Genomic DNA, 21,394 nt, shown 5'->3' on the forward strand with positions numbered 1-21,394 from the left:
AACGGTTTCGCGACGATGCGGCCATCGCCGCCGCGCTCATTGTTTCAAAATGTGTCTGCGGCTCAGGCCGTGATCGCCTTCGCCGAGCCCACCTCGTTGCGCAGCAGGAATTTCTGGATCTTGCCCGTGGAGGTCTTCGGGATCGGCCCGAACACGACGGACTTCGGCGTCTTGAATCCGCTCATCTGCGTGCGGCAGAACGCGATGATGTCGGCTTCGCTCGCGCTGGCGCCGTCCTTCAGCTCGACGAAGGCGCAGGGCACTTCGCCCCATTTCGGATCGGGCTTTGCGACGACGGCCGCGAACAGCACGGCCGGGTGCTTGTAGAGGACGTCCTCGACCTCGACGGACGAGATGTTCTCGCCGCCGGAGATGATGATGTCCTTGGAGCGGTCCTTGATGGTGACGTAGCCGTGCTCGTCGAGCACGCCGAGATCGCCGGTGTGAAACCAGCCGCCTTCGAACGCTTCCTTCGTCGCCTTCTCGTTCTTCAGGTAACCCTTCATCACGATGTTGCCGCGGAACATGACCTCGCCGATGGTCTCGCTGTCGCGCGGCACCTCCCGCATCGTCTGCGGATTGATCACGGTGACGCCTTCCTCGAGCGGGTAGGGCACGCCCTGCCGCCGCTTCATCCGCGCGCGCTCGGGCGCGGGAAGATCGTCCCAGCCGGGCTGCTCGGCGCAGACGGAGGCGGGGCCGTAGACCTCGGTCAGGCCGTAGACATGCGTGAGCTTGATGCCGATGCTTTCGGCGCCTTCCAGCACCGCGACCGGCGGCGCCGCGCCCGCGATCAGGCCGACGACACGGCGGGCCGCGTTGCCCTTCGGTGCATCAGGCGCGTTGATCAGCGTGTTGTAGACGATCGGCGCGCCGCACATGTGGGTGACGCCGTGCTGCTTGATCAGCTCGAAGATCCTGGTCGGCTCGACCTTGCGCAGGCAGACATTGATGCCGGCCGCGGCCGCGATGGTCCAGGGGAAGCACCAGCCGTTGCAGTGGAACATCGGCAGCGTCCAGAGATACACCGGATGCTGGCCGAGATTGCCGGCGAGGATGTTGCTGACGGCGTTCAGATAGGCGCCGCGATGATGCGTGACGACGCCCTTGGGATTGCCTGTCGTGCCCGAGGTGTAGCTCAGCGCGATCGCATCCCATTCGTCGCTGAGCGGGACCGCGGCGAAGCCGGGATCGCCTTGGGCCACGGCGGCCTCGTATTCGATCTCGCCGATGCGCTTGCCGCCCTTGAAGGCGGCGTCGTCGACGTCGATCACGAACGGCTTCGGCCCGCTCATTCGCGCCAGCGCGTCGGTGATGACGCCGGAAAATTCGGGATCGACCAGGATGATCTTGGCGCCGCCATGGTCGAGCTGGAACGCGATCGAGGGCGCATCGAGACGGATGTTGAGCGCGTTGAGCACGGCGCCCGTCATCGGCACGGCGAAGTGCGCCTCGTTCATGGCCGGGATGTTCGGCAGCATCGCCGCCACGGTGTCGCCGACGCCGATGCCCTTGCCTGCGAGATACGACGCAAAGCGCCGGCAGCGGTCATAGGTCTGCCCCCACGTGAAGCTGCGGCCGTCATAGACGGTGCTGACGTGGTCGGGATAGACCGCCGCGCTGCGCGCGAGAAAACTCAGCGGGCTCAGCGGAACGTAGTTGGCGGGGGTCTTGTCGAGGCCGATATTGTAGGGGTTCTGGCGCTCACTCATCGACACCCTCCTTCAAACGCGTCAAAGAAATCCGATCGAGATCCATGGGAAGATCGCGACGATGATCAATCCCACCAAGAGCGCCAGCAGATAGCCCCAGATCGGCCTGATGCCTTCGGCCGGATCGACGCGTCCGATGGCGCAGGCGGCATAATAGCCGACACCGAAGGGCGGAGCGAACAGCCCGATACCCATCGCCAGAATGATCACCATCGCATAGTGCACCTCGTGCACGCCGACGGCGCGGGCGATCGGAAACAGCAGCGGGCCGAACAGCACGATCGCCGGGATGCCCTCGAGCACGCTGCCGAGGATGGTGAAGGCCAGGATCGACACCGCGATGAAGGTCGCTGCTCCCCCGGGCAATCCCGTCATGGCTGATGCCAGCGAGCGCGAGAAGCCGGATTGCGTCAGGCCCCAGGCCATGCCGGTCGCCGTGCCGATGATCAGAAGGATCGCGCCCGACAGCGCCGCGGTCTCGACCAGCATAGGAAACAGCCGCCGCCAGTCGAAGCGGCGGTAGACGAGGAGGCCGACCAGGGCGCCGTAGACGATGCCGATGGTGGAGACTTCGGTCGCGGTCGCAATGCCCTCGACCACGGCGTAGCGGATCACGAAGGGCAGTGCGAGCGCGGGCAGGGCAATGACGAAGGTCTTGCCGATCTCACTGGCCGTGGCGCGGCGGACATGGCTCATGTCCTCGTGACGGTAACGCCACCACACCAGCATGCAGAGCGTGACGGCGAGCACGACGCCGGGCAGCAGGCCGCCGGTGAACAGCGCGGCGATCGAGACGCCCGTGACGGAGCCGATCGTGATCAGCACGAGGCTCGGCGGAATGGTTTCGGTCTGGGCGCCCGTCGCCGCCAGCAGCGCGACGAGATCGCCGGGCTTGGCCCCGCGCTGCTTCATCTCCGGGAACAGCACGGGGGCGACCGCGGCCATGTCGGCGGCCTTGGCGCCGGAGATGCCCGAGACCAGGTACATGGCGCCGACCAGCACGTAATTGAGGCCGCCACGGACATGGCCGAGCAGGCTCGCCAGGAACGCCACCATGGCCCGCGCCATGCCCGTCATCTCGATCAGCAGCCCCAGGAACACGAACAGCGGCACCGAGAGCAGGATGAGGTGGCTCATGCCCTCGTCCATCCGCCCGACCAGCACCATGACCGGCGTGCGCGTGGTCAGCGCCAGATAGCCGAAGATCGCAAGGCCAAAGCCGAACGCAATGGGAACGCCGGCAAAGACGCAGAAGCCGGCGACTCCGACGAAGAAGATGACGAGGTTGAGGTTGCCGAGCGGCCGTAGGTAAGGCTGCGCCAGCCAGAACAGGCCGACCACGATGGCGACCGAGATCACGGCCGCCAGCACCATGCGGTAGTCGGCGGCGCGCAGCAGCCGCAGCAGCGCGAACGCCGCCATCAGGCAGATGCCGGCCGGCAGCGCCGCCGCACGCCACATGTTCGAGATCTGCAGCGCCGGCGTGGTGATGAAGCTTTCCTCGTAGGCGTATTCGGCCGACGGCCACACGATCAGCGCCAGGAACGCCAGCGCCGCCGAGGTCGCGACAACGTCGAGATAGGCGCGCATGGCCGGCCGCGCGCTGGCGACGATCGCGGTCATGCGCATGTGCTCGGAGCGGCGGAAAGCCACCGCCGCGCCCAGCATGGCCAGCCACAGGAACAGAATCGAGGCGAGCTCGTCGGACCAGATCAGCGGCCGGTGCACGCCGTAGCGGGCGACGACGCCCGCAAACAGGATCACGATCTCCGCGACCACCAGGATGGCCGCAGGGATCTCGACCAGGAGGCCGAGCAGGCGCTCTGTCGAGGCCAACAGCGAAGGTCGGCGAGGGGACTGTGCCGTCGCCTCGCCCGCTACTTCCATCACTTGAGCCTCGACATGAGCCATGACGGCTCCAACGCGTTACGACAGCTTGCCGACGGCCTTTTCCAGGAGATCCCAGGCCTGGTCGCCGTATTTACCCTTCCACTCGGCATAGAAGCCGGCGGTCCGCAGCTTGTCGCGGAACGGCGCGACCGCGGGCTGGTTGAAGGTCAGGCCCTTGCCCGCGAGCTCCTGCTGCAGGTTCGCATTGAGCTTGGCGGTATCCTCGCGCTCCTTGACGGCGGCGGCGTTGATGTTCTTGGCGACGATGGTGCGGATGTCCTCCGGCAGCGCGCTCCAGGCGCGGCGGTTGGCCAGGAACCAGAAGCCGTCCCACATGTGGTTGGTCAGCGAGCAGTACTTCTGCACCTCGTAGAGCTTGGCGGTCGAGATGATCGCCAACGGGTTCTCCTGGCCTTCGACGATCTTGGTCTGCAGCGCCGAATAGACCTCGGCGAAGTTGATGGAGGCGGGCGCGGCATCGAACGCCTTGAACATCGAGGTCCACAGCGGCGACACCGGCACGCGGATCTTGAAGCCCTTGAAATCGTCCGGGCCGTTGATCGGCTTGCTCGACGACGTGGTCTGGCGGAAGCCGTTGTCCCAGATCTTGTCCATGACCTCGAGGCCGGCCTTCTTGATCTCGCCGCGGACGAAGCCGCCGAGATCGCCGTCCATGGCCTTCCAGACCGTGTCGTAGTCCGGGAACGCGAAGCCGATGCCGTTGATGGACGCGGCCGGCACCAGGGTGGACAGGATCAGGCCGGACAGCGTGAAGAACTCGACGCCGCCGGAGCGGATCTGGCTCAGCATGTCGGTGTCGGACCCGAGCTGGTTGTTCGGGAAGATCTGAAGGTCGAACTTGCCGTTGGTCTCGGTCTTGATCGCCGCCGCCATCTCCCGGGCGCGCACGTTCAGTGGATGGGTGTCCGGCAGGTTGTTGGCGTATTTATAGGTGAACTCGGCGCTCTGGGCGCGGGCCACATGGGGCGCGCCAATGCCGCCCAGGACCGCGGTCGCGGCGGAGGCCTTGAGAAGCGTGCGTCGGGAAAAACTCATGGGTCTGCTTCCTCGGAAGTTTGTTCTTGTTGTGAGATGCAAACCTATACGGACGTCACGTCAGAAGGTCATCTGCGATCTCGCGAAGCTCGCTTATTGCAGCCGGACAACGTCACGGCAATATCGGCTTTCGCCACATGCGGCCGGATACAAAATCGCGCAAACAACCCCATGCACAGTAGCCGTCAAGCGTTGCGATGACGCTCGGATGCCGAGGCCGAAAACGGCGCGGGAGCGAAGGTGCAGTGGCAGGAATTCTGCCTAAATATCTGATCCAATTGTATATAAAGATATTCCATAATATACCTTATGCGAATTACGGATATGGCTGGAGCTAGACGGGCCGGACTGTTCCCGGCTGGCCGGACGGCCGTTCTCCAGTGCTCCCCGCTGGGCCATGCCTCGTGGATTGGATGGCCGCAGGCTGCAGCAGCTGGCGCGAATTGCAGCGCCGATGGTCCGTGCTCCGGCCAATCGATTCTGGCGTCAGGCGCTCACGGCCAGTCGGCGAAGTTGAGCGTCGGCGGCGATCGTCCGGCGCGGACGCGGGCCGCAACGCGCCGGCGCCAGACGCCTGGAGCCTCGCCGGTGTGCTTGCGGAAGAAGCGGTTGAAATAGGCGGTGTCCTTGAAGCCCAGCGCAAAGGCGATCTGCTTGACGGCAACCGTGCCGGCCTCGAGCCGGCTTGCGGCTTCCTTGACGACGCGCTGCTGGATCAGCTCGCTCGGCGAACGCTTCAGCTCGCGGCTGCAGAGTGCGTGCAGGCGGTCCGGCGTCATGCCGAGGAGGCCGGCGTAATCGCCGACGCGCAGATGCTGGTGGTAGCGCTCCTCGAGCAGCCTGCGGAAGCGGCTCAGGATCTCGGTGCTACTGCCCTCCTCGTCCCGGTCGGTATCGCCTGCGAACAGACGCCAGAAGCGCAGCACGCACAGCGTCAGCTCGGCGGAGAGGATCGACGCCGCGCCGCTGCGTGCCGGCGACGCGATCTCGGCGGCGATTGCCGCTATCGAGCGCGACATCGTGGTCACGAGGTCGGGGGCGACCGGCCGCGCCATGATGCCGCCGGCGGCTTCGAGCGCGAGATAGGCCGTTTCGGCTGATGGCGGCAGATAGCGATGCCACACGCCCGCGCGCAGCTGCAGCAGCTCGGCGCGCGCACCGGCCGACACCTCAAGCCATTCGGCCGATCCCGCCGGTAGCCAGACGATGACCGGGCCGGTGAATGTCGTGGTCTTGCCGGGCTGGCAGACCTCGGCCGTGGAAGCGCTGTGCAGGCACAGCAGGTGAATGAACGGCCGTGCCGCTTTCGAGGTCAGCATCCAGCGCCGGGCGACATAGTGCGAGGCGATCAGCTCGGCGCCGACGGGCGCGGCGCCGCTCGCGGCCACTGGACCTGGGCCCGCGACGCCTCGACGCACCAGACCGTCCCGACCAGAAAAGTCCAATCTTTCGCCGGATCTGTCCATTGTGCGAACAAATCCCCAGGTGCTTGCTAGGTCAAGTCCTGATCGCGGCGGGCTCAAACATGCCGCACCTCAAGAAGTCGGGACTGAGAGGAACGACCCAGTACATCGTCGCGAACAATCGTTTGCGTGAAACACGAGGGAGGATCGACATGTTTTCGGCGAACCGTCGAACGTTGCTGCGCGTCACTGGCCTTGTGGCCGTCGCCACCGCACTGGGGACCTTTGCGTCCACCGCCGAGGCGCAGGAGAAGATCCGGATCGGCTATGCCATCTCCAAGACCGGCCCCTATGCCGGCGGCGCCGGCATCACCACCCTGCCCAATTACGAGCTGTGGGTGAAGGACGTGAACGCCGCCGGAGGCATCAAGCTCGGCGACAAGAAGCTGGCGATCGAGGTGGTCGAATACGATGACCGCAGCAGCTCGGAGGAAGCCGTCAAGGCGATCGAGCGGCTGGCCAACCAGGACAAGGTCGATTTCATTCTTCCGCCCTGGAGCACGGGCCTCAACCTCGCGGTCGGCCCGACGCTCAATCGCCTCGGCTACCCGCACCTCGCGGTGACCTCGGTGACCGACAAGGCGCCGGAGCTCGCCAAGCGCTGGTCGAATGCGACGTTCTGGCTCGGCACGTCGGCGCAAATCTCCGAGGGCCTGGCTGATCTGCTCGGCAAGCTCAAGAGCGAAGGCAAGATCGGCGCGAACGTCGCGATGGTCAGCGTCGCCGACCAGTTCGGCATCGAGCTCTCCGCCGCCGGCCGCGAAGCCTTCAAGAAACACGGCTTCACCCTCACCTATGACAAGACCTATCCGATGGGCGCGCAGGATCTTCAGCCGCTGCTGAAGGACGCGATCGCGTCGAACCCGGATGCGTTCGTCGCCTTCAGCTATCCGCCGGATACGATCGCGCTGACCGAGCAGGCGCAGCTCCTGAAGTTCAATCCGAAGGTCTTCTATGTCGGCGTCGGCACCGCCTTCCCGCTCTACAAGGGCAAGTTCGCCGGCAACAGCGACGGCGTGATGGGGATCGGCGGCTGGAACGCGGATTCGCCGCAGCTGAAGGACTATCTCGCGCGCCATAAGGCCGCGACCGGCAAGGAGCCGGATCGCTGGGCGAGCTCGATCACCTATGCGAGCCTCCAGGTGCTGCAGCAGGCGATCGAAAAGGTCGGCAAGCTCGATCGCGCCGCGGTCGCAGCCGAGATCCGCTCGGGCACGTTCGATACCATCATCGGCAAGGTCAAGCTGAAGGACGGACTGCTCCAGGACGTCTGGAGCGTCGGCCAGTGGCAGAACGGCGAGTTCTACGCGCTCGCGCCGGCCTCGCTGCCGGGCGCGCGTGCGCCGGTCGTGCCCAAGGCACCGTGGCAGTAAGGCCGCTGGCAGGCCTCCCGCTTGCGAGGCCTGCCGTCCGCTCGAAGGGCTCCGTTTCATGCTGCTTGTCGACATCATCCTGCCGGGCCTCGTGCTCGGCGGCATGTACGCGCTGATCGCGCTCGGGCTGACGCTGCAATACGGCGTGGCGCGGATCATGAACCTGTCCTACGGGGAGTCGCTGGTCGCGGCCGCCTTCGGCGCGTTCTCGCTCTACAGCGGTCTCGGACTCAGCCCGCTGGCTGCGCTGCTGCTGGCCGTCCCGGTCGCGATGGTGGTGAACTGGCTGCTCTATCGCTTCCTGCTCGAACGGCTGATGCGAAGGGGCAAGGACCGCGGCGCGCAGGAGATCGACAGCATCCTCGTGACCTTCGGCGTGCTGTTCGTGATCCAGGGCGCCATGCTGGTCGCCTTCGGCGGCCAGTATTACAGCTATAGCTATCTCTCCATTCCACTCACGATCATGGGCTCGACCCTGGCGGTCAATCGCCTGGTTGCGCTGCTGTTCGCGGCCGTCGTCGGCTTTGCGGTGTATCTCGCCCTCACCCGCACCCGCATCGGCACCGCCGTCCGCGCCATCGCGGTGGATGCGAATGCCGCGCGCCTTGTTGGCATCGACGTGGCCGCGCTGTCAGGGTTTGCATTTGCTTTCGGCGGCGGTCTCGTCGCCGTCGGCGGCGTGCTGGTCAGCATGTTCCTCACCTTCAATGCGGCAATGGGCGTGGTCTTCACCATGAAGGCGCTGGTCGTCGTCATCATGGGCGGCGTCGGCAACGTCCTGGGTGCGCTGGTGGCGGGGCTGCTGCTCGGCGTGGTCGAGACCGCGGTGGCGCGGCTGGTCGATCCCGGGCTGACGCTGGCTGCGACCTACGCGCTGTTTCTCGGCGTGCTGCTGATCAAGCCGACCGGCCTGTTCGGGAGGGCCGCGTCGTGACCGGGCCCATGCGTGCGGCGCTGTGGTGTGCAGCCCTTGGCCTGGCTGCGGCCGTCGTCACCTATCCGCTCTACGCCAACGGCTACTATCTCGCTCTCGGCATCAGCGTGCTCTATTTCACCATCCTCGCGACGGCGTGGGCGATGTTCTCGGGGCCGACCCGCTACGTCTCGCTTGCGACGGTCGCCTTCTTCGGCCTCGGCGCCTACACGGCCGCGGTGCTCGGCGAGACCATGTCCTGGCCGGTCGTGCTGCTGGCCGCCGCCGGCGTCGGCGCCCTGACCGCTGCCATCACCGGGCTTTCGACCCTGCGGCTGTCGGGCATCTATTTCGTGATCTTCTCGTTCGGGCTGGCCGAGCTGATCCGCCAGCTCGTGATCTGGTACGAGGTCAATATCCACAAATCGGTCGGCCGCTATCTCTTCAGCGCGGTGACGCAGGACATTCTCTACTGGCAGCTCCTGGGCCTGACCGCCATCGTCTTCCTGGTGGGCTGGCTGCTCGGGCGCTCGCGCTATGGCCTCGCCTTGCGCGCCATCGGTGCCGACGAGACCGCGGCCAGCCATTCCGGCATCGATGCGACGCGCATCAAGCTCGGCGTCTTCATCCTGAGCGCGACATTCATGGCGATGACCGGTGCGGTGATGGCGCCGCGTTGGACCTATATCGATCCCGCGATCGCCTTCAACCCGACCATCTCGTTCCAGGTCGTGATCATGGCCCTGCTCGGCGGCGCCGGCTCGCTGTTCGGGCCCGTGCTCGGCGTCATCCCGCTGGTGCTGCTGTTCGAGGTGCTGACCGCGACGCTGCCGAACCATTTCAGCATCGTTCTCGGCATCATCTTCGTTGTCATCGTCATGGCGCTGCCGAACGGCGTGATCGGCCTGTTCGGGGCAGGCCGCTGGCGCGTTCCGGCGGGTAATCCCGCCCCCGGGTCAGCTCGTAAGACGGATGCAACGCTGCTTGCCGTCGACGGCGTCAGCAAATCGTTCAGCGGGCTGCGCGCGGTCGAGGCTGTCAGCTTCACGGTCGCGCCGGGCGAGATCATCGGCATCATCGGCCCGAACGGGTCGGGCAAGACGACGCTGCTCAACACGCTGTCCGGCGCCTTGCGCCCGTCGTCCGGCACGATCCGGTTCAGCGGCACCGTCCTCAACGGCCTGCGCGCGCATCAGATCGCGCGCCTCGGCCTTGCGCGCACGTTCCAGCTCGTGCGGGTGATGCCGGACCTGACCGTCGCCGAGAACGTGGCCGCGGCGCGGCTGTTCTCCACCTCGAACGGTTCGGACGCGACGGGAGGCGAGCTGCTGGATCTGGTCGGGCTCGGCACGATGCATGAAGCTGCCGCCAGCGAGTTGACCTATATCGACCAGAAGCGGCTCGAGCTTGCCCGCGCGCTGGCGCTGCAGCCGCGCCTGGTGCTGCTCGACGAATGGCTGGCGGGCCTCAATCCGAGCGAGCTCGAGACCGGCATCGCGCTGATCGCGAAACTGCGCGACCGCGGCCTCACCATCATCATGGTCGAGCATGTCATGGATGCGATCCGGGCGCTGTGCAGCCATTGCATCGTCATGAACGCCGGCAGCGTGATCGCGCGCGGCACGCCTGATGATGTGCTGGCCGACCCGAAGGTCGTCGCCGCCTATCTCGGAGGCGACGATGCTTGAGGTCACCGCCCTCTCCCACTTCTACGGCAAGCACCAGGCCCTGGCCGATGTCGCGCTCGGCATTGGGAAGGGCGAGATCGTCGCGATCCTCGGCGCCAACGGCGCCGGCAAGTCCACCCTGCTCAAGAGCATTGCCGGGCTGATCAGGCCCGCGCCGGGCGCGACGATCGCCTTCGAGGGACAGAGCATCGGCGAGCTGCCCGCCCATCTGATCGTGGAGCGCGGCATCGCCCTGGTGCCGGAGGGACGCGGCGTGTTCGGTGACCTGACCGTTGCCGAGAACTTGCAGCTCGGCGCCTTCCCCGCCCGTGCGCGCGCGGGCGAAGCGGATCGGCTCGCCGGGATCCTGCAGCTCTTCCCGCGTCTTGCCGAGCGCATGACCCAGGCCGTCCGCACCATGAGCGGCGGCGAGCAGCAGATGGTGGCGATCGGCCGGGCACTGATGTCGAACCCTCTGCTGCTTTTGCTCGACGAGCCCTCGCTTGGCCTCTCCCCCCTCCTCAGCCGCGAGGTGTTTCGCGCGCTGGCGCAGATCCGGAGCAGTGGCCTCAGTGTGCTGCTGGTCGAGCAGAACGCCCGCGCCAGCCTCGACATCGCCGATCGAGTCTACCTGATCGAGTCCGGCCGCAACGCCGGCAGCGGGCCGGCGGCCGCGATGAAGAACGATCCCGAGATCCAGCGCGCCTATCTCGGCAAGGCGCGCGCCGCATCGCCCCCTCATTGATCACCCCAGCACCTCGTGGAGAGCGCCATGAACGCAATCGACCTTCTCATCGGCGGCAAGGACCAGTCGGCCAGCAACCAGCGGACCTTCCAGCGCCGCAATCCGATCTCCGGCGAGGTCGCGACAACAGTCGCCGCAGCCTCGATCGACGATGCGATGCGCGCCGCCGATGCCGCGGCCGCCGCCTTCCCGGCCTGGTCGCAGCTCGGCCCTTCCGAACGCCGCAAGCGGCTCAGCGCGGCCGCCGACATCCTCGCGCGCCGGGCCCCGGAGTTCACCGCGCTGATGGTGGCCGAGACCGGCGCCACCGCGGGCTGGGCCGGCTTCAACGTGCATCTCGCCGAAGGCATGCTGCGCGAGGCTGCCGCCATGACGACGCAGATCTCGGGCGAGGTCATTCCGTCCGATAAGCCCGACAATCTCGCGATGGCGTTCCGCCAGCCGGTCGGCGTCGTGCTCGGAATTGCGCCGTGGAATGCGCCCGTCATTCTCGGCGTGCGGTCGGTCGCGATGCCGCTCGCCTGCGGCAACACGGTGGTGCTGAAGGCCTCCGAGATGAGCCCCGGCGTGCACCGCCTGATCGGAAGCTGCCTGGCGGAGGCCGGGCTCGGCGACGGCGTCGTCAATGTCGTGACCAATGCGCCGGAGGATGCGCAGGCCGTGGTCGAGGCGCTGATCGCCCATCCCGCCATTCGCCGCGTCAACTTCACCGGCTCGACGCGGGTCGGCCGTCTCATCGCCCTGGCTTGCGCCAAGCATCTCAAGCGCGCGCTGCTGGAGCTCGGCGGCAAGGCCCCGCTCGTCATCCTCGACGATGCCGACCTCGATGCCGCCGTGAACGCCGCGGCCTTCGGCGCCTTCATGAACCAGGGGCAGATCTGCATGTCGACGGAGCGGATCGTCGTCGACGACAAGGTGGCGGACGCGTTCATCGCCAAGTTCGCCGCCAAGGCGAAGAGCCTGCCCCACGGCGATCCCGGCAAGGGCAATGTCGTACTCGGCTCGCTGATCAGCGGCGCTGCGTGCGAGCGCGTCCGCGGCCTGATCGACGATGCCGTCGCCAAGGGCGCGGTGCTTGCGGCGGGCGGACACGGGAGCGGCACGATCATGCCGGCCACCATCGTCGATCACGTCACCCCGGCGATGCGCATCTATGGCGAGGAAAGCTTTGGCCCGGTCGTGACGGTCGTGCGGGTCAGCGGCGTGGACGAGGCGGTGCGGGTCGCCAATGACACTGAATACGGCCTCTCCTCCGCGGTGTTCGGCCGCGACATCGCGCGCGCCCTTGGCGTCGCCAAGCGGATCGAAGCCGGCATCTGCCACGTCAATGCGCCGACCGTGCACGACGAGCCGCAGATGCCGTTCGGTGGCACCAAGGCGTCAGGCTACGGTCGCTTCGGCGGCAAGGCCGCGATCGACGAATTCACGGAGCTGCGCTGGATCACGGTGCAGACCGGGCCGCGGCACTATCCGTTCTGAAGCGCTAGCTCCGGTGCTGGGTCATCGCAGATGAAAGCGTTTCCCCTGTGGCCATCCTTCGAGACGCCCGCCGTTGGCGGGCCCTCAGGATGAGGATAGAATGCGCGGCCGTCGTTTCGGCAGGAGCCTGCGCATCAGGCGTCTCGAAGGACGAGGCGCGCGCTCAGGTCGCGCGGCGCCCTAGCGCAGCAGTAGCTCGTCAAGCTGGCTCTGGGCCTTCTTCACCGCCGCAGCGAACCAGGGCTGGCTCGGCGCTTCCCTGGCAAAACACTTGGTGTAGGCGTCCATGGCCTGATCCTCCCTGGCCATGTCGTCCTGCGGGGTCTTTTTGGCCATCATCTGCTTCCAGACCTTCTCGCAGGCCGGGATGTCCGCCGTCTTCACGGCGTCCGTTGCGGCGAGGAAAAAGACCTTGTCGCCCTGGATCGTGACGACGTCGATCTCTTGCGGCGTGCCCTTGAGCCCGCCATTGCCGCGCAGGCCGAGCACGGCGAACGCAGCGCTTGCCGACGCGGGTTTTGTCACCGGCAGCGGCGCATAGATCGCGAAGGCGGCGTCCTGGATGGCGTAGTAGTAGAAGCGGTCCGATTTGAAGGCGGCGCCGACGTCCTGCGGCATGCCGTCGGAGCGGTGCTCGGCCAGCCAGTGCTTGAGCAGCCCGGTCGTGGTGACCACGGCCTGCCTCTTGTCGCCTTCGGTCGCGAAACCGAGCCCGTCGAGATGACCGAACCCGATGTCGCTCTTGAAGAGCGTGTCGACGTTCGACTTGCCGTCCGCCGGCAGCCCCTTGATCGTGACCGGCCCCACGAGGCCGCGCAGCACGCCCGCCAGCTCCTTCAAGGCGGCGTCATGCTGCTTGTAGATCTCCTCGCTCTCCTTGGCCTTCGAGAACTTGGCGATGTAGCGGTCGCGCAGGTCGAGATAATGCTGCTCGGGCGCGGCCGCCCGCGCGGGCATGGCCAGGATGAGCAGGCAGAGCAAGGCAAGCGATCTCATGAAAGGTCCGGCAGGCTGGCAGCGATCTCCAGTCTTTGTGCCCCTGCCGGACGGTCAGGTTCATTTCCTTGGGAGTTCGGACGCCCCTACTCCGCCGGCGTCAGCTGCCGGTTCAGGCGTATCGCCGCGGTCTCGCGCACGCGGACCCGGGCGCGGCGCTTGCGCCACCAGATCACGACGCCGGTCACCGAGAGCGCGGCCACCACGAGCCCCATGATCGAGATCAGGATGCGGCCGGGCAGCCCGACGATGCGGCCCGAATGCAGCGGGAATTGCGCCTGCACGAAGATGTCGGCGGCCGTGCCGACCCAGGGCAGCCTCTCGCCGATCGGGCGGCCGTCCTCGCTGTCGTAATAGAGCTGCGCCGGGCCGACGCCGCCGGCGCCGTGATCGTCGCCGGGGTGGAAGAACGCGGCGGCATAGACGCCATGGGCCGGGCCGTAGCTGAGCGCGCCGACCGGGGTGGTCCAGCCGCGCGCCTTGCCGTCGGCGGCGGCGCGCGCTGCGATCTCGGCGAATGTCATCCGGGGTTCGATGGGATTGTCGAGATCGCGATAGGGCCGCTGCTCATACGGCGTCGGCGTGTAGTTCGACACCATCTTCATCAGCGGCGAGAACACCTCAAAATAGAGGTTCAGCGAGAACGCCGTGAAGGCGATGATGAACAGGACGCCCCAGGTCCACAGGCTGAAGGCGCGGTGGATGTCGAAATTGATCCGGTACGCGCTGCCCGAGGTCTTGATGGTCCACGCCGGCGCCCAGCGCGCCCAGAAGCCGCGTTCGAGCTGTCGCGAGACCTCGGGCGCGCGCGCCGCCTTGGCGCGGCGCCGCGAGGGCAGCGTCAGGTAGAAGCCGACGAAGCAGTCGATGGTCCAGATGATCGCGATGACACCGAGCACGCGCATGCCCCAGCGATCGCTCCCCCAGAATTCGGGGATGTGCATGGTGTAGTGCAGCTTGTAGAGAAACGAGACGAAATTTTCGCGCGTGACCGGCCACACCGCGCCCCAATAGCGGCGGCCGAGCTCCGCGCCGGTGTTGGGATCGAGGAAGACCTGGTTGTAGTCGAGCGGATAGCGCTTGCCGGTCGCCGGATCGATCCGCGGCATGATGAAGAACCACAGCGAGTGGCCCTCCTCCGGCGTCATGAAGAGATAGACGACGCGCGCCCGCGGGTCGCGCTGCTCGATCATCTTCGCAAGCTCGATCGAGGGGATGGCCGGGCCCTTGGTCGTCACGTCGAACAGATGGCTGTTCAGGACGTCGTCGATCTCGTGGTCCCAGGAGATGATGGCGCCCGTGATGCCGGAGAAGAACAGGAATCCGGCCGTCAGCAGTCCCGCCCAGCGATGCAGCTTGCCGAATATCGCTCTCATGGTTCGTCTCTCATGAAGCCGTCAAACCTCACCACCGGTAGGTCAGCTTGCCGATGGCCTTGCGTCCCTCCGCATAGAAGCAGCCCGACAGGCTGTAGCAGGCGGCGACATAGCGGGTATCGGCGAGGTTGGTCACGTTCAGCGACAGGCGCCAATTGTCCCGGCTGTAGGCGAGCAGCGCATCCAGCACCGTGGAGGCGCCGACCTTGAACGTGTTGGCGTCGTCGCCCCAGGTCGCGCCGACATAGCGGATGCCACCGCCGAACTGCAGGCCCGCCAGCATCCCGCTCTGGAGCGTGTAGTCGCTCCACAGCGAGGCGCGGTTGAGCGGCACGGTGACCGGTGCCTTGCCGACATTGACCGGATCCTGTGTGACCATGGCGTCGACATAGGCGTAGGCCGCGCGCAGGTTCCAGCCGTCGGCGAGCGACATCGTGCCTTCGAACTCGATGCCGCGCGAATTCACTTGGCCGGTCTGCTCGGCGAACACCGACCCCGGAGCATAGACGACGACGTTGTCGCGGGTGAGGTCGAAGGCGGCGAAGGTGAACAGCGCGTTCCAGCCGAGCGGCTGGTACTTGACGCCGACCTCGTACTGGACGCCGGTTTCGGGATTGAGCATCTGCCCGCCCGGCCCCGTCGCCAGCACCGGCAGGAACGATTCCGAATAGCTGAAGTAAGGCGCGATGCCGTTGTCGAAATTGTACATCACGGCGGCGCGGCCGGTGAAGGCCGAGGCATCCTTCGAGACCGTCGTATTGGCGATGCCGCTGTCGACCTGGGTCGTCACGAAGTCCTGGCGGCCGCCGAGCTGGAATGACAGCCGGCCGAGCTTGATCTGGTCCTGCGCATAGAGCCCGGCCTGCGACTGCTTGACGCCGGTGTCGTCGCTCTTGCCGCCGATCGCATAGTCGTAGCTGTAGACCGGATTGAATACGTTGATCTCGGGCGCCGACGTGGTGACGCCGAAGGCGGTGTCGCGGAAGGTGGTGTTGCGATAGTCGAACCCGACCAGCGTGGTGTGGCTCAGGATGCCGGTCGTGAACTTGCCCTGGAGCTGGTTATCGACCGCGAAGGAGTTGATGTAGGAGTTGCTGGTGCTGCCGTAGCGGGCGAGTTGCCCCGCGGTTTCGTTGGTGTAGCCGCCGCCGTAGAACACCTTCTCCTCGTTGTGCTGGTAGGCGTAGCGCAGGTTCTGGCGGAACGTGATGTTGTCGGTGAAATTGTGCGACAGCAGGTAGCCGACCGTCGCGATCTCGGTGTTGAAGGCATCGAAGCTCGGTACGCCCGCGAAGAACGAGACCGGGATGCTGCGGCCGTTGTTCGGCCACACCGTGCCGGAGGCCGGCAGGAACTGGAGGCCCCACCCTGCCCGGTCCCTCTGGTAATTGGCGAGCACGGTGAGGGTCGTATCCTCGTTCGGCTTGAAGGTGACGGCGGGTGCGATGAAGACGCGGTTGTCCTTGCTGAAATCGACCTGGGTCTCGCCGTCGCGCACCACGCCGGTCAGGCGCCACAGCACGGTGCCTTCCTTGTTGGCGGGACCGCCCATGTCGAACTGGCCCTGGTAGCGGTTGAAGCTGCCGCCGGAGATCGAGACCTCGCCGAATTGCTGCGCGGTCGGCAGCTTGCTCACGTAGTTGAGCAGGCCGCCGGTGCCGCTGCCGCCATACATCGCGGAGGACGGGCCCTTGAGAACCTCGAGGCGTTCGGCGCCGTAGGGATCGAGGCCGTTGAAATGCACGTAGTTGCTGGAGGGAATCCGCAGGCCGTCGATATAGAGCCCCGGCATGGTCATGTCGAAGCCGCGGATCTGCAGGCCGCCGAAGCGGGTGTCCGAGCCGCCGTTGACGTCGCCGCTGACGCCGGCAGTGTAGCGCAGCGCCTCGCCGATCGAGACCGCGCCCTGGTTCCTGACCTGCTCGGTGGTGATGACGGAGATCGACTGCGGCGTTTCGATCAGCGGCGTGTCGGTCTTGGTGCCGGTGCCGCTGCGGGTGGCGACGAAGCCGCGGACGGGGCCGCCGGCGCGTTCACCCGAAGTGCCGTTCGCCGCCGACGCGTTTGGCGCAGCCTGCTGCGCCGGCGCGCGACGGTTGGCGCGGGCGCTGCGCGTCGCCGCCGAGCGTCGCGAGGCCGCAACCGCTGCAGGTCGCGCGCGCTGGGCCGGCGCGTCGACGGTGACGGAGGGAATTTGCGTCTGTGCCTGCACGGGACCTAACGGAAGGATCAGAGCGGCTGAACTGACGGCGCCGAAGAAGAGCACCTGAAGCTGTCGATGGCGCGTTTGAACACGCGAAGGAAGTTGGAAGTCGGTCACGTCTGTCGCAGCCCCACGCACTGCCGGCTTTGCCGGTATCGTTTTTGATGTCCCGCCGTAACGCAGGCGGTTTCGCAGGGCGATAGGAACCGGGTTAGAACTTCTCCAGACCTGTGCGTGGGATGTGCGGCGAATGCGCTCAGCTGCGATGAGAGCGAGCGTGCTCTTCGCGGTTTGGAATCTTTCTAGACGATGACGAAGCGCGCGCTCCCCTGACGTGCGAACGCGGGCGTGAAGAACGAATCCTTTACCATGGCCGCGGCGCTCGATTGAGCCCGGGGAACCGCAGCGGTAGAATCTGTTGCGGGATATTTCATTTGCGTTGCCGACCGTGTCGCAACGCCGTGCCAGCTTATGCTGGGCATCCGGGGGCGACGTCCATGAGCGAATTGCGCGCTGCGACCAGGCAATCCACGGCGAGGACCGGGCTCGTCGAGTTCGACGGCCCCAGGGGCACCGTCAGCATCCCCTGCACGATCGCGGACGTCTCAGGCACCGGCGCACGGCTGAAGCTCGACTGGTCGCTGGCGTTTCCGAAAGAGGCCACGCTGATCTTCGCCGACGGGCTGCGGAAGACCTGCCGTGTCGTCTGGCAGAAGCGGCGGCTGCTCGGCGTCGCCTTCGCCGACGGCGTTGCGAGCCTCGACGAGCAGGCGCTCATGATGACCGAGGAAGAGCAGGTCCTGCACCGGCGGCATATCGGCGCCCAGGTGCGCGCCGCGCGCGAGGCACGGGGCTATACCGAAAGCCAGATGGCGAACCTCATCGGCCTCCCGCCCGGCGATCTGTCGCGGGCCGAGCGCGGCGAGATCAGCATCCCGCTGCACCAGCTCACGCACATGGCCGATCTGCTGCTGGTCGACCTCGACAGCCTCGTGGCTGGGCCCGCCTCGATCGAATCGCCGCCCCTCGGCGACGCTGAGCTCGCGGCCGGCTGATTGCCGCGCCGCTAGTCCTTGTGGCAGCACGCGGCGCTGCCGCCCTTCCCTTCGCCCGCGAGCACGCTGCGGCTGTTGCGCTCCGGCGGGATGTCGCCCGCGGCATTGGCCGCGAAGAAGCCGGTCGGCTTCAGCATGAAGCCGGCATATTCGACCGGCATGATCGGAAAATCCTCGGGCTTGCAGACATGGGTGTGGCCGAAGGAATGCCACACCACGATATCCGCGTTCTCGATGTTGCGGTTCTGCGCGGCATAGCGCGGCAGGCCGTCGCCGCCGGCATGGACGTTGGGATAGTCGCCGCTGGCGTATTTCTCAGCCGGGTCAAACGCAGTCACCCAGACATGTTTGGTGGCGAAGCCGCCGCGCTTGCGCACATAGCTGCCCTCCTGCGCCAGCATCAGCGGGCTCGGATTGACGACGAGCTTGTAGGCCGGCGCGTTGCCGACGGAATTGGTCTCGTTGGGATTGCTGATCTTCCAGAACCGCCCGGTCTCGCCATTGGCGACCGCGGCCGCGTCGCGCTCTCGTGACAGCACGCGCGTCGTGGTGTCGAACACGTTGCCATGGGGATTGTCGTGGCCCCAGGGCCGCGGCACGAAATCGTGCTCCGTCACGGTGTTGCCGCCGCCGTCGATATCCATGTGCAGGCGGACGTTGAAGAAGTGCTGGTGCGTCGGCCCGCCCAGATTGTCGTCGACCATGCCGCCCCATTTGTACTGTTCGCCTGACGGCACGGCGGCGGTCTGAATGATGCCGGTGAGCTTTGTTTCGAGCTGGATCGTGCCGTCTTGGTAGAGATACCAATAGAAGCCGTAATCGTAATTGCCGACGGTGGCGAAGAACGAGATCACGAGCCGCCGGGACCTGCGCACCTCGAACAGGCCGTTGCGGAATTCGTAGTGTTTCCAAGCAATTCCGTAGTCTTCTTCATGCATGCAGATAGCGTTCTGCATGACGAAAGGCTCGCCCTTGTTGTCGGCGGCCGCGACGTCGAAATAGTGGATGTTGCCGAGGCAGTCGCAGCCGAGCTCGAGCGCGTTGGCGAGCATGCCGAGCCCGTATTCGCCGGCGTCGAACGCCGACTTCCAGAAATGGTTCGCGGTGGGATCGGCGTAAGGCACCACCATCTCGGTGACGCTGGCGCGGTGGATCAGCGCGCGTTTTCGTGTGCCGTCCTGATAGGCGAGCTGATGCAGCACCAGGCCCTCGCGCGGCGTGAAGCCGACGCGAAAGCTCCATTTCTGCCAGTCGACCTTCCAGCCGTCGACGCGAAAGCTCGCGCCCTCCGGCTGCTCGATGTGGAGCGGCTTGATGTCGGTGCGCGGATCCTTGACCTCGTGCGCGCCGTAATTCCGCTTCTTGCGCGGGATCGGGACGATCGGGTCCTCGTCGGTGAGGTCGATCACCCTGCCCCCGATCAGGTCGACGACGGCGACGACGCCCTCGATCGGATGGGCATAACCATTGTCCTGCAGGTGCTCGCGGAAATAGCTGACGGCCCGCACGATGCGCGCACCGCGCTCGAATTCCTTGTCGAAGAAGCCCGACGAGAACGGATCGACCTGGACCAGTTCGATGTCCTTGTCGGTCAGCCCGCGCCGGGCCATCGCCGCGCGCCAGCCGGGATCGGCCTTCACCACGGCCTCGCACTTGAAGAACTCTTCCAGCATCACCGAGGGCTGCCCGTAGGGCGCCTCGCGGTTCGGGATGGTCTTTCGCGTGACGATCTCGCTGCGGGCGAGATCGACGATTTGCTCGATCGCCTCGCCGGTGGTCACGTCCAGCGTCAGCACGAAGGCGCGGCGCGCTCCTCCGCCCGCCGCAAGCTCCTGCTTGGTCGGCTCTTCCAGGCGCACCGTCGGAAAGCGGCAATTTTCCGGTGAGGCCGCGGCGGCACGCACCAGCGTGCAGGCCGCGGTGATCTCTGCGGCGGTCAGCGGATCGAGCGGATGCGGCGCGGCGGCCCGCGCCTGGGATTCGGCTTTAATTGTGTCGAGCATCTGTCTCTCCGAAAGTTGTCAGCGCGCGCTTTTTGGCTCGACGCGGCCGCGGGCTCGGTTCACCTCGCCCGCTTGCGGGAGAGGTCGCCGCGAAGCGGCGGGTGAGGGTTTTCTCCTCTTGGGGGTTCTCGCCTGCGGAGACACCCCCACCCCAACCCTCCCCCGCAAGCGGGAGAGGGAGCGCATCGAGCCCGTGGTCGGCAACCGACCGCATCCTCAGGCTTCGGCGAGATGCGCGGTGATGGCGTTGAAGGCGGCAAACCAGCGCTGGTCGATCGGAACGTCCATCGCCTTGGGCTGGGTCGCGAGCTTGGCGATGACCGTGTCGGAATCGAGATCGACATAGAGGTGCTGGCCGTGAATGCCGATCGCGGTGAGCGCGTTGCGCGACGGATCGATCGTGAACCATTTGCTGCGGTAGCGCGCGCCCGGGAAGAACTCGGCGAGATCGCCATCGGCCCAGGCCTGGGGATCGCCGTTCTCGCGGATGTCGTCGATCCACCAGCCCGGTACCACTTGCCGCCCCTCGACCACGCCGCGGCAGCGCATCATCTCGCCGAAACGGATGAGATCGCGCGCGGTGACGGAGATGCCGCCGGCGATGCGGCCCATGCCGTGACTGTCGAGCGTGAGCGAGCCGTCCTCTTCGGTGCCCAGGGGCTGCCAGAGATATTCGGAGAGGATGCGATGATAGGGCATGCCGCAGGCGCGCTCATAGACCCAGCCGAGCACCTCGGTGTTGGTCGAGACGTAGTGGAACACCTTGCCGTGCGGCTTGCCCGTCCCGCGCAACGTCGTGAGATAGGTGCGCTGGTGGCCGGGCTCGACGCCCGGCGGCGGCACGTCCCAGCCCGAGGAGAAGCGGTAGCGCGCGACGTCGCCGGCAGGGTCCTCGTAATCCTCCTCGAACTGGATGGCGACGGCCATGTCGAGCAGGTTGCGGACGGTGCAGCCGGCGTAGACCGAGGTCTCCAGCTCCGGCACGTAGCGCAGTACCCTCGCCTCGGGATCAATCAGGCCCCGCGCGGCGAGAATGCCGCCGAGCGTCCCGGCGATGGCCTTGCTGATCGAGCAGATCAGATGCGGCGTGGTCGCGGTCATGCCATCGCCGTACCATTCGTGGATCAGGGTACCCCGGTGCATCACGAGCAGCGTGTCGGTGAAAGTCTCGCGCAGCGTGGCCTCGATCGTGGTCTCTTTGCCGTCGGGCGCAGTGAAGCCGAGCTTTGCCAGCTCGCGCGGTGCGCTCGGCATCGGCGTCGGCTGAGCCGAGCGGCGGATCTCGGCGGTCGGCAGCACTTCGCGGGTGTGGGTAAAACCCCAGCGGATGGCAGGAAAGCTGCGCCAGTTGGCGCGCGTTACCTGGGCCTCCGGCGCGGGCGGGCTGCCGCGCATGACGTCAGTCGGTCGCATCTCGATCCCTCCGCAAAGAGCCATTTCGGCCGCGATGTTGGAGCGGCCGC

The 21,394-nt window shown here is 66.5% G+C and carries 15 protein-coding genes; 6 read left to right on the forward strand and 9 right to left on the reverse strand.

The window, feature by feature from the left end; genetic code table 11:
• Positions 1–62: 62 nt before the first annotated feature.
• From JQ617_RS07140 to JQ617_RS07155, 4 genes are all read right to left on the reverse strand, one after another.
• On the reverse strand, positions 63–1,712 hold the full coding sequence (locus JQ617_RS07140; protein ID WP_212025464.1) for an acyl-CoA synthetase: 1,650 nt from the start codon (positions 1,710–1,712) through the stop codon (positions 63–65).
• A gap of 21 nt (positions 1,713–1,733) precedes the next feature.
• Positions 1,734–3,623: a TRAP transporter large permease gene (locus JQ617_RS07145; RefSeq protein WP_212025466.1), complete on the reverse strand. Its 1,890-nt coding sequence runs from the start codon at positions 3,621–3,623 to the stop codon at positions 1,734–1,736.
• A 15-nt stretch (positions 3,624–3,638) separates the two neighbouring features.
• Positions 3,639–4,658, reverse strand: coding sequence for a TRAP transporter substrate-binding protein (locus JQ617_RS07150; RefSeq protein WP_212025468.1), 1,020 nt, complete (start codon positions 4,656–4,658; stop codon positions 3,639–3,641).
• 494 nt (positions 4,659–5,152) lie between these two features.
• Entirely contained in the window at positions 5,153–6,076 is a 924-nt protein-coding gene (locus JQ617_RS07155) for a helix-turn-helix domain-containing protein (protein WP_212025470.1), read from the reverse strand.
• A gap of 197 nt (positions 6,077–6,273) precedes the next feature.
• On the opposite strand from JQ617_RS07155, the gene JQ617_RS07160 reads away from it, so the two are divergent.
• Genes JQ617_RS07160 through JQ617_RS07180 form a run of 5 tightly spaced genes read left to right on the forward strand, consistent with a single transcriptional unit; the run spans position 6,274 to position 12,298 of the window.
• The gene (locus tag JQ617_RS07160; RefSeq protein WP_212025472.1) at positions 6,274–7,494 is read left to right on the forward strand and encodes an amino acid ABC transporter substrate-binding protein; all 1,221 of its coding nucleotides are present in this window, start codon (positions 6,274–6,276) and stop codon (positions 7,492–7,494) included.
• Positions 7,495–7,552: 58 nt separating this feature from the next.
• Positions 7,553–8,428, forward strand: a complete 876-nt coding sequence (locus JQ617_RS07165; protein ID WP_212025474.1) for a branched-chain amino acid ABC transporter permease — start codon at positions 7,553–7,555, stop codon at positions 8,426–8,428.
• A complete protein-coding gene (locus tag JQ617_RS07170; RefSeq protein WP_349630599.1) occupies positions 8,425–10,095 on the forward strand; it encodes a branched-chain amino acid ABC transporter ATP-binding protein/permease in 1,671 nt (556 codons plus the stop codon). The genes JQ617_RS07165 and JQ617_RS07170 overlap by 4 nt, the downstream gene beginning before the upstream one ends.
• Positions 10,088–10,819 (forward strand): ABC transporter ATP-binding protein, encoded by a 732-nt coding sequence (locus JQ617_RS07175; protein WP_212025476.1) that lies wholly within the window; start codon positions 10,088–10,090, stop codon positions 10,817–10,819. Before JQ617_RS07170 ends, JQ617_RS07175 begins: the two co-directional genes overlap by 8 nt.
• Positions 10,820–10,846: 27 nt before the next feature.
• On the forward strand, positions 10,847–12,298 hold the full coding sequence (locus JQ617_RS07180) for an aldehyde dehydrogenase (protein WP_212025478.1): 1,452 nt from the start codon (positions 10,847–10,849) through the stop codon (positions 12,296–12,298).
• Positions 12,299–12,478: 180 nt separating this feature from the next.
• Here the strand turns inward: JQ617_RS07180 and JQ617_RS07185 are convergent, their stop codons facing one another.
• The 3 genes from JQ617_RS07185 to JQ617_RS07195 all read right to left on the reverse strand — a co-directional run bounded on the left by JQ617_RS07185 (position 12,479) and on the right by JQ617_RS07195 (position 17,011).
• Positions 12,479–13,294: a hypothetical protein gene (locus JQ617_RS07185; RefSeq protein ID WP_212025480.1), complete on the reverse strand. Its 816-nt coding sequence runs from the start codon at positions 13,292–13,294 to the stop codon at positions 12,479–12,481.
• An 86-nt stretch (positions 13,295–13,380) separates the two neighbouring features.
• Positions 13,381–14,670 (reverse strand): siderophore utilization protein FsrB, encoded by a 1,290-nt coding sequence (fsrB, locus tag JQ617_RS07190; protein WP_212025482.1) that lies wholly within the window; start codon positions 14,668–14,670, stop codon positions 13,381–13,383.
• 28 nt (positions 14,671–14,698) lie between these two features.
• Positions 14,699–17,011 carry a TonB-dependent siderophore receptor gene (locus tag JQ617_RS07195; protein WP_212025484.1) on the reverse strand — a complete coding sequence of 771 codons (2,313 nt, stop codon included), beginning with the start codon at positions 17,009–17,011 and terminating at the stop codon, positions 14,699–14,701.
• 359 nt (positions 17,012–17,370) lie between these two features.
• Here JQ617_RS07195 and JQ617_RS07200 point away from each other — a divergent pair, with 359 nt between their 5' ends.
• The gene (locus JQ617_RS07200; protein ID WP_212025486.1) at positions 17,371–17,928 is read left to right on the forward strand and encodes a helix-turn-helix domain-containing protein; all 558 of its coding nucleotides are present in this window, start codon (positions 17,371–17,373) and stop codon (positions 17,926–17,928) included.
• An 11-nt stretch (positions 17,929–17,939) separates the two neighbouring features.
• Here JQ617_RS07200 and JQ617_RS07205 read toward each other — a convergent pair whose 3' ends face one another.
• Positions 17,940–19,931 carry a primary-amine oxidase gene (locus tag JQ617_RS07205; protein WP_212025488.1) on the reverse strand — a complete coding sequence of 664 codons (1,992 nt, stop codon included), beginning with the start codon at positions 19,929–19,931 and terminating at the stop codon, positions 17,940–17,942.
• Between the two features lie 216 nt (positions 19,932–20,147).
• The gene (locus tag JQ617_RS07210; protein WP_212025490.1) at positions 20,148–21,344 is read right to left on the reverse strand and encodes a serine hydrolase domain-containing protein; all 1,197 of its coding nucleotides are present in this window, start codon (positions 21,342–21,344) and stop codon (positions 20,148–20,150) included.
• Positions 21,345–21,394 lie beyond the last annotated feature (50 nt).

The organism is Bradyrhizobium sp. KB893862 SZCCT0404 (genome assembly GCF_018130885.1).
In the GTDB taxonomy this organism is placed as follows: Bacteria; Pseudomonadota; Alphaproteobacteria; order Rhizobiales; family Xanthobacteraceae; genus Bradyrhizobium; species Bradyrhizobium stylosanthis.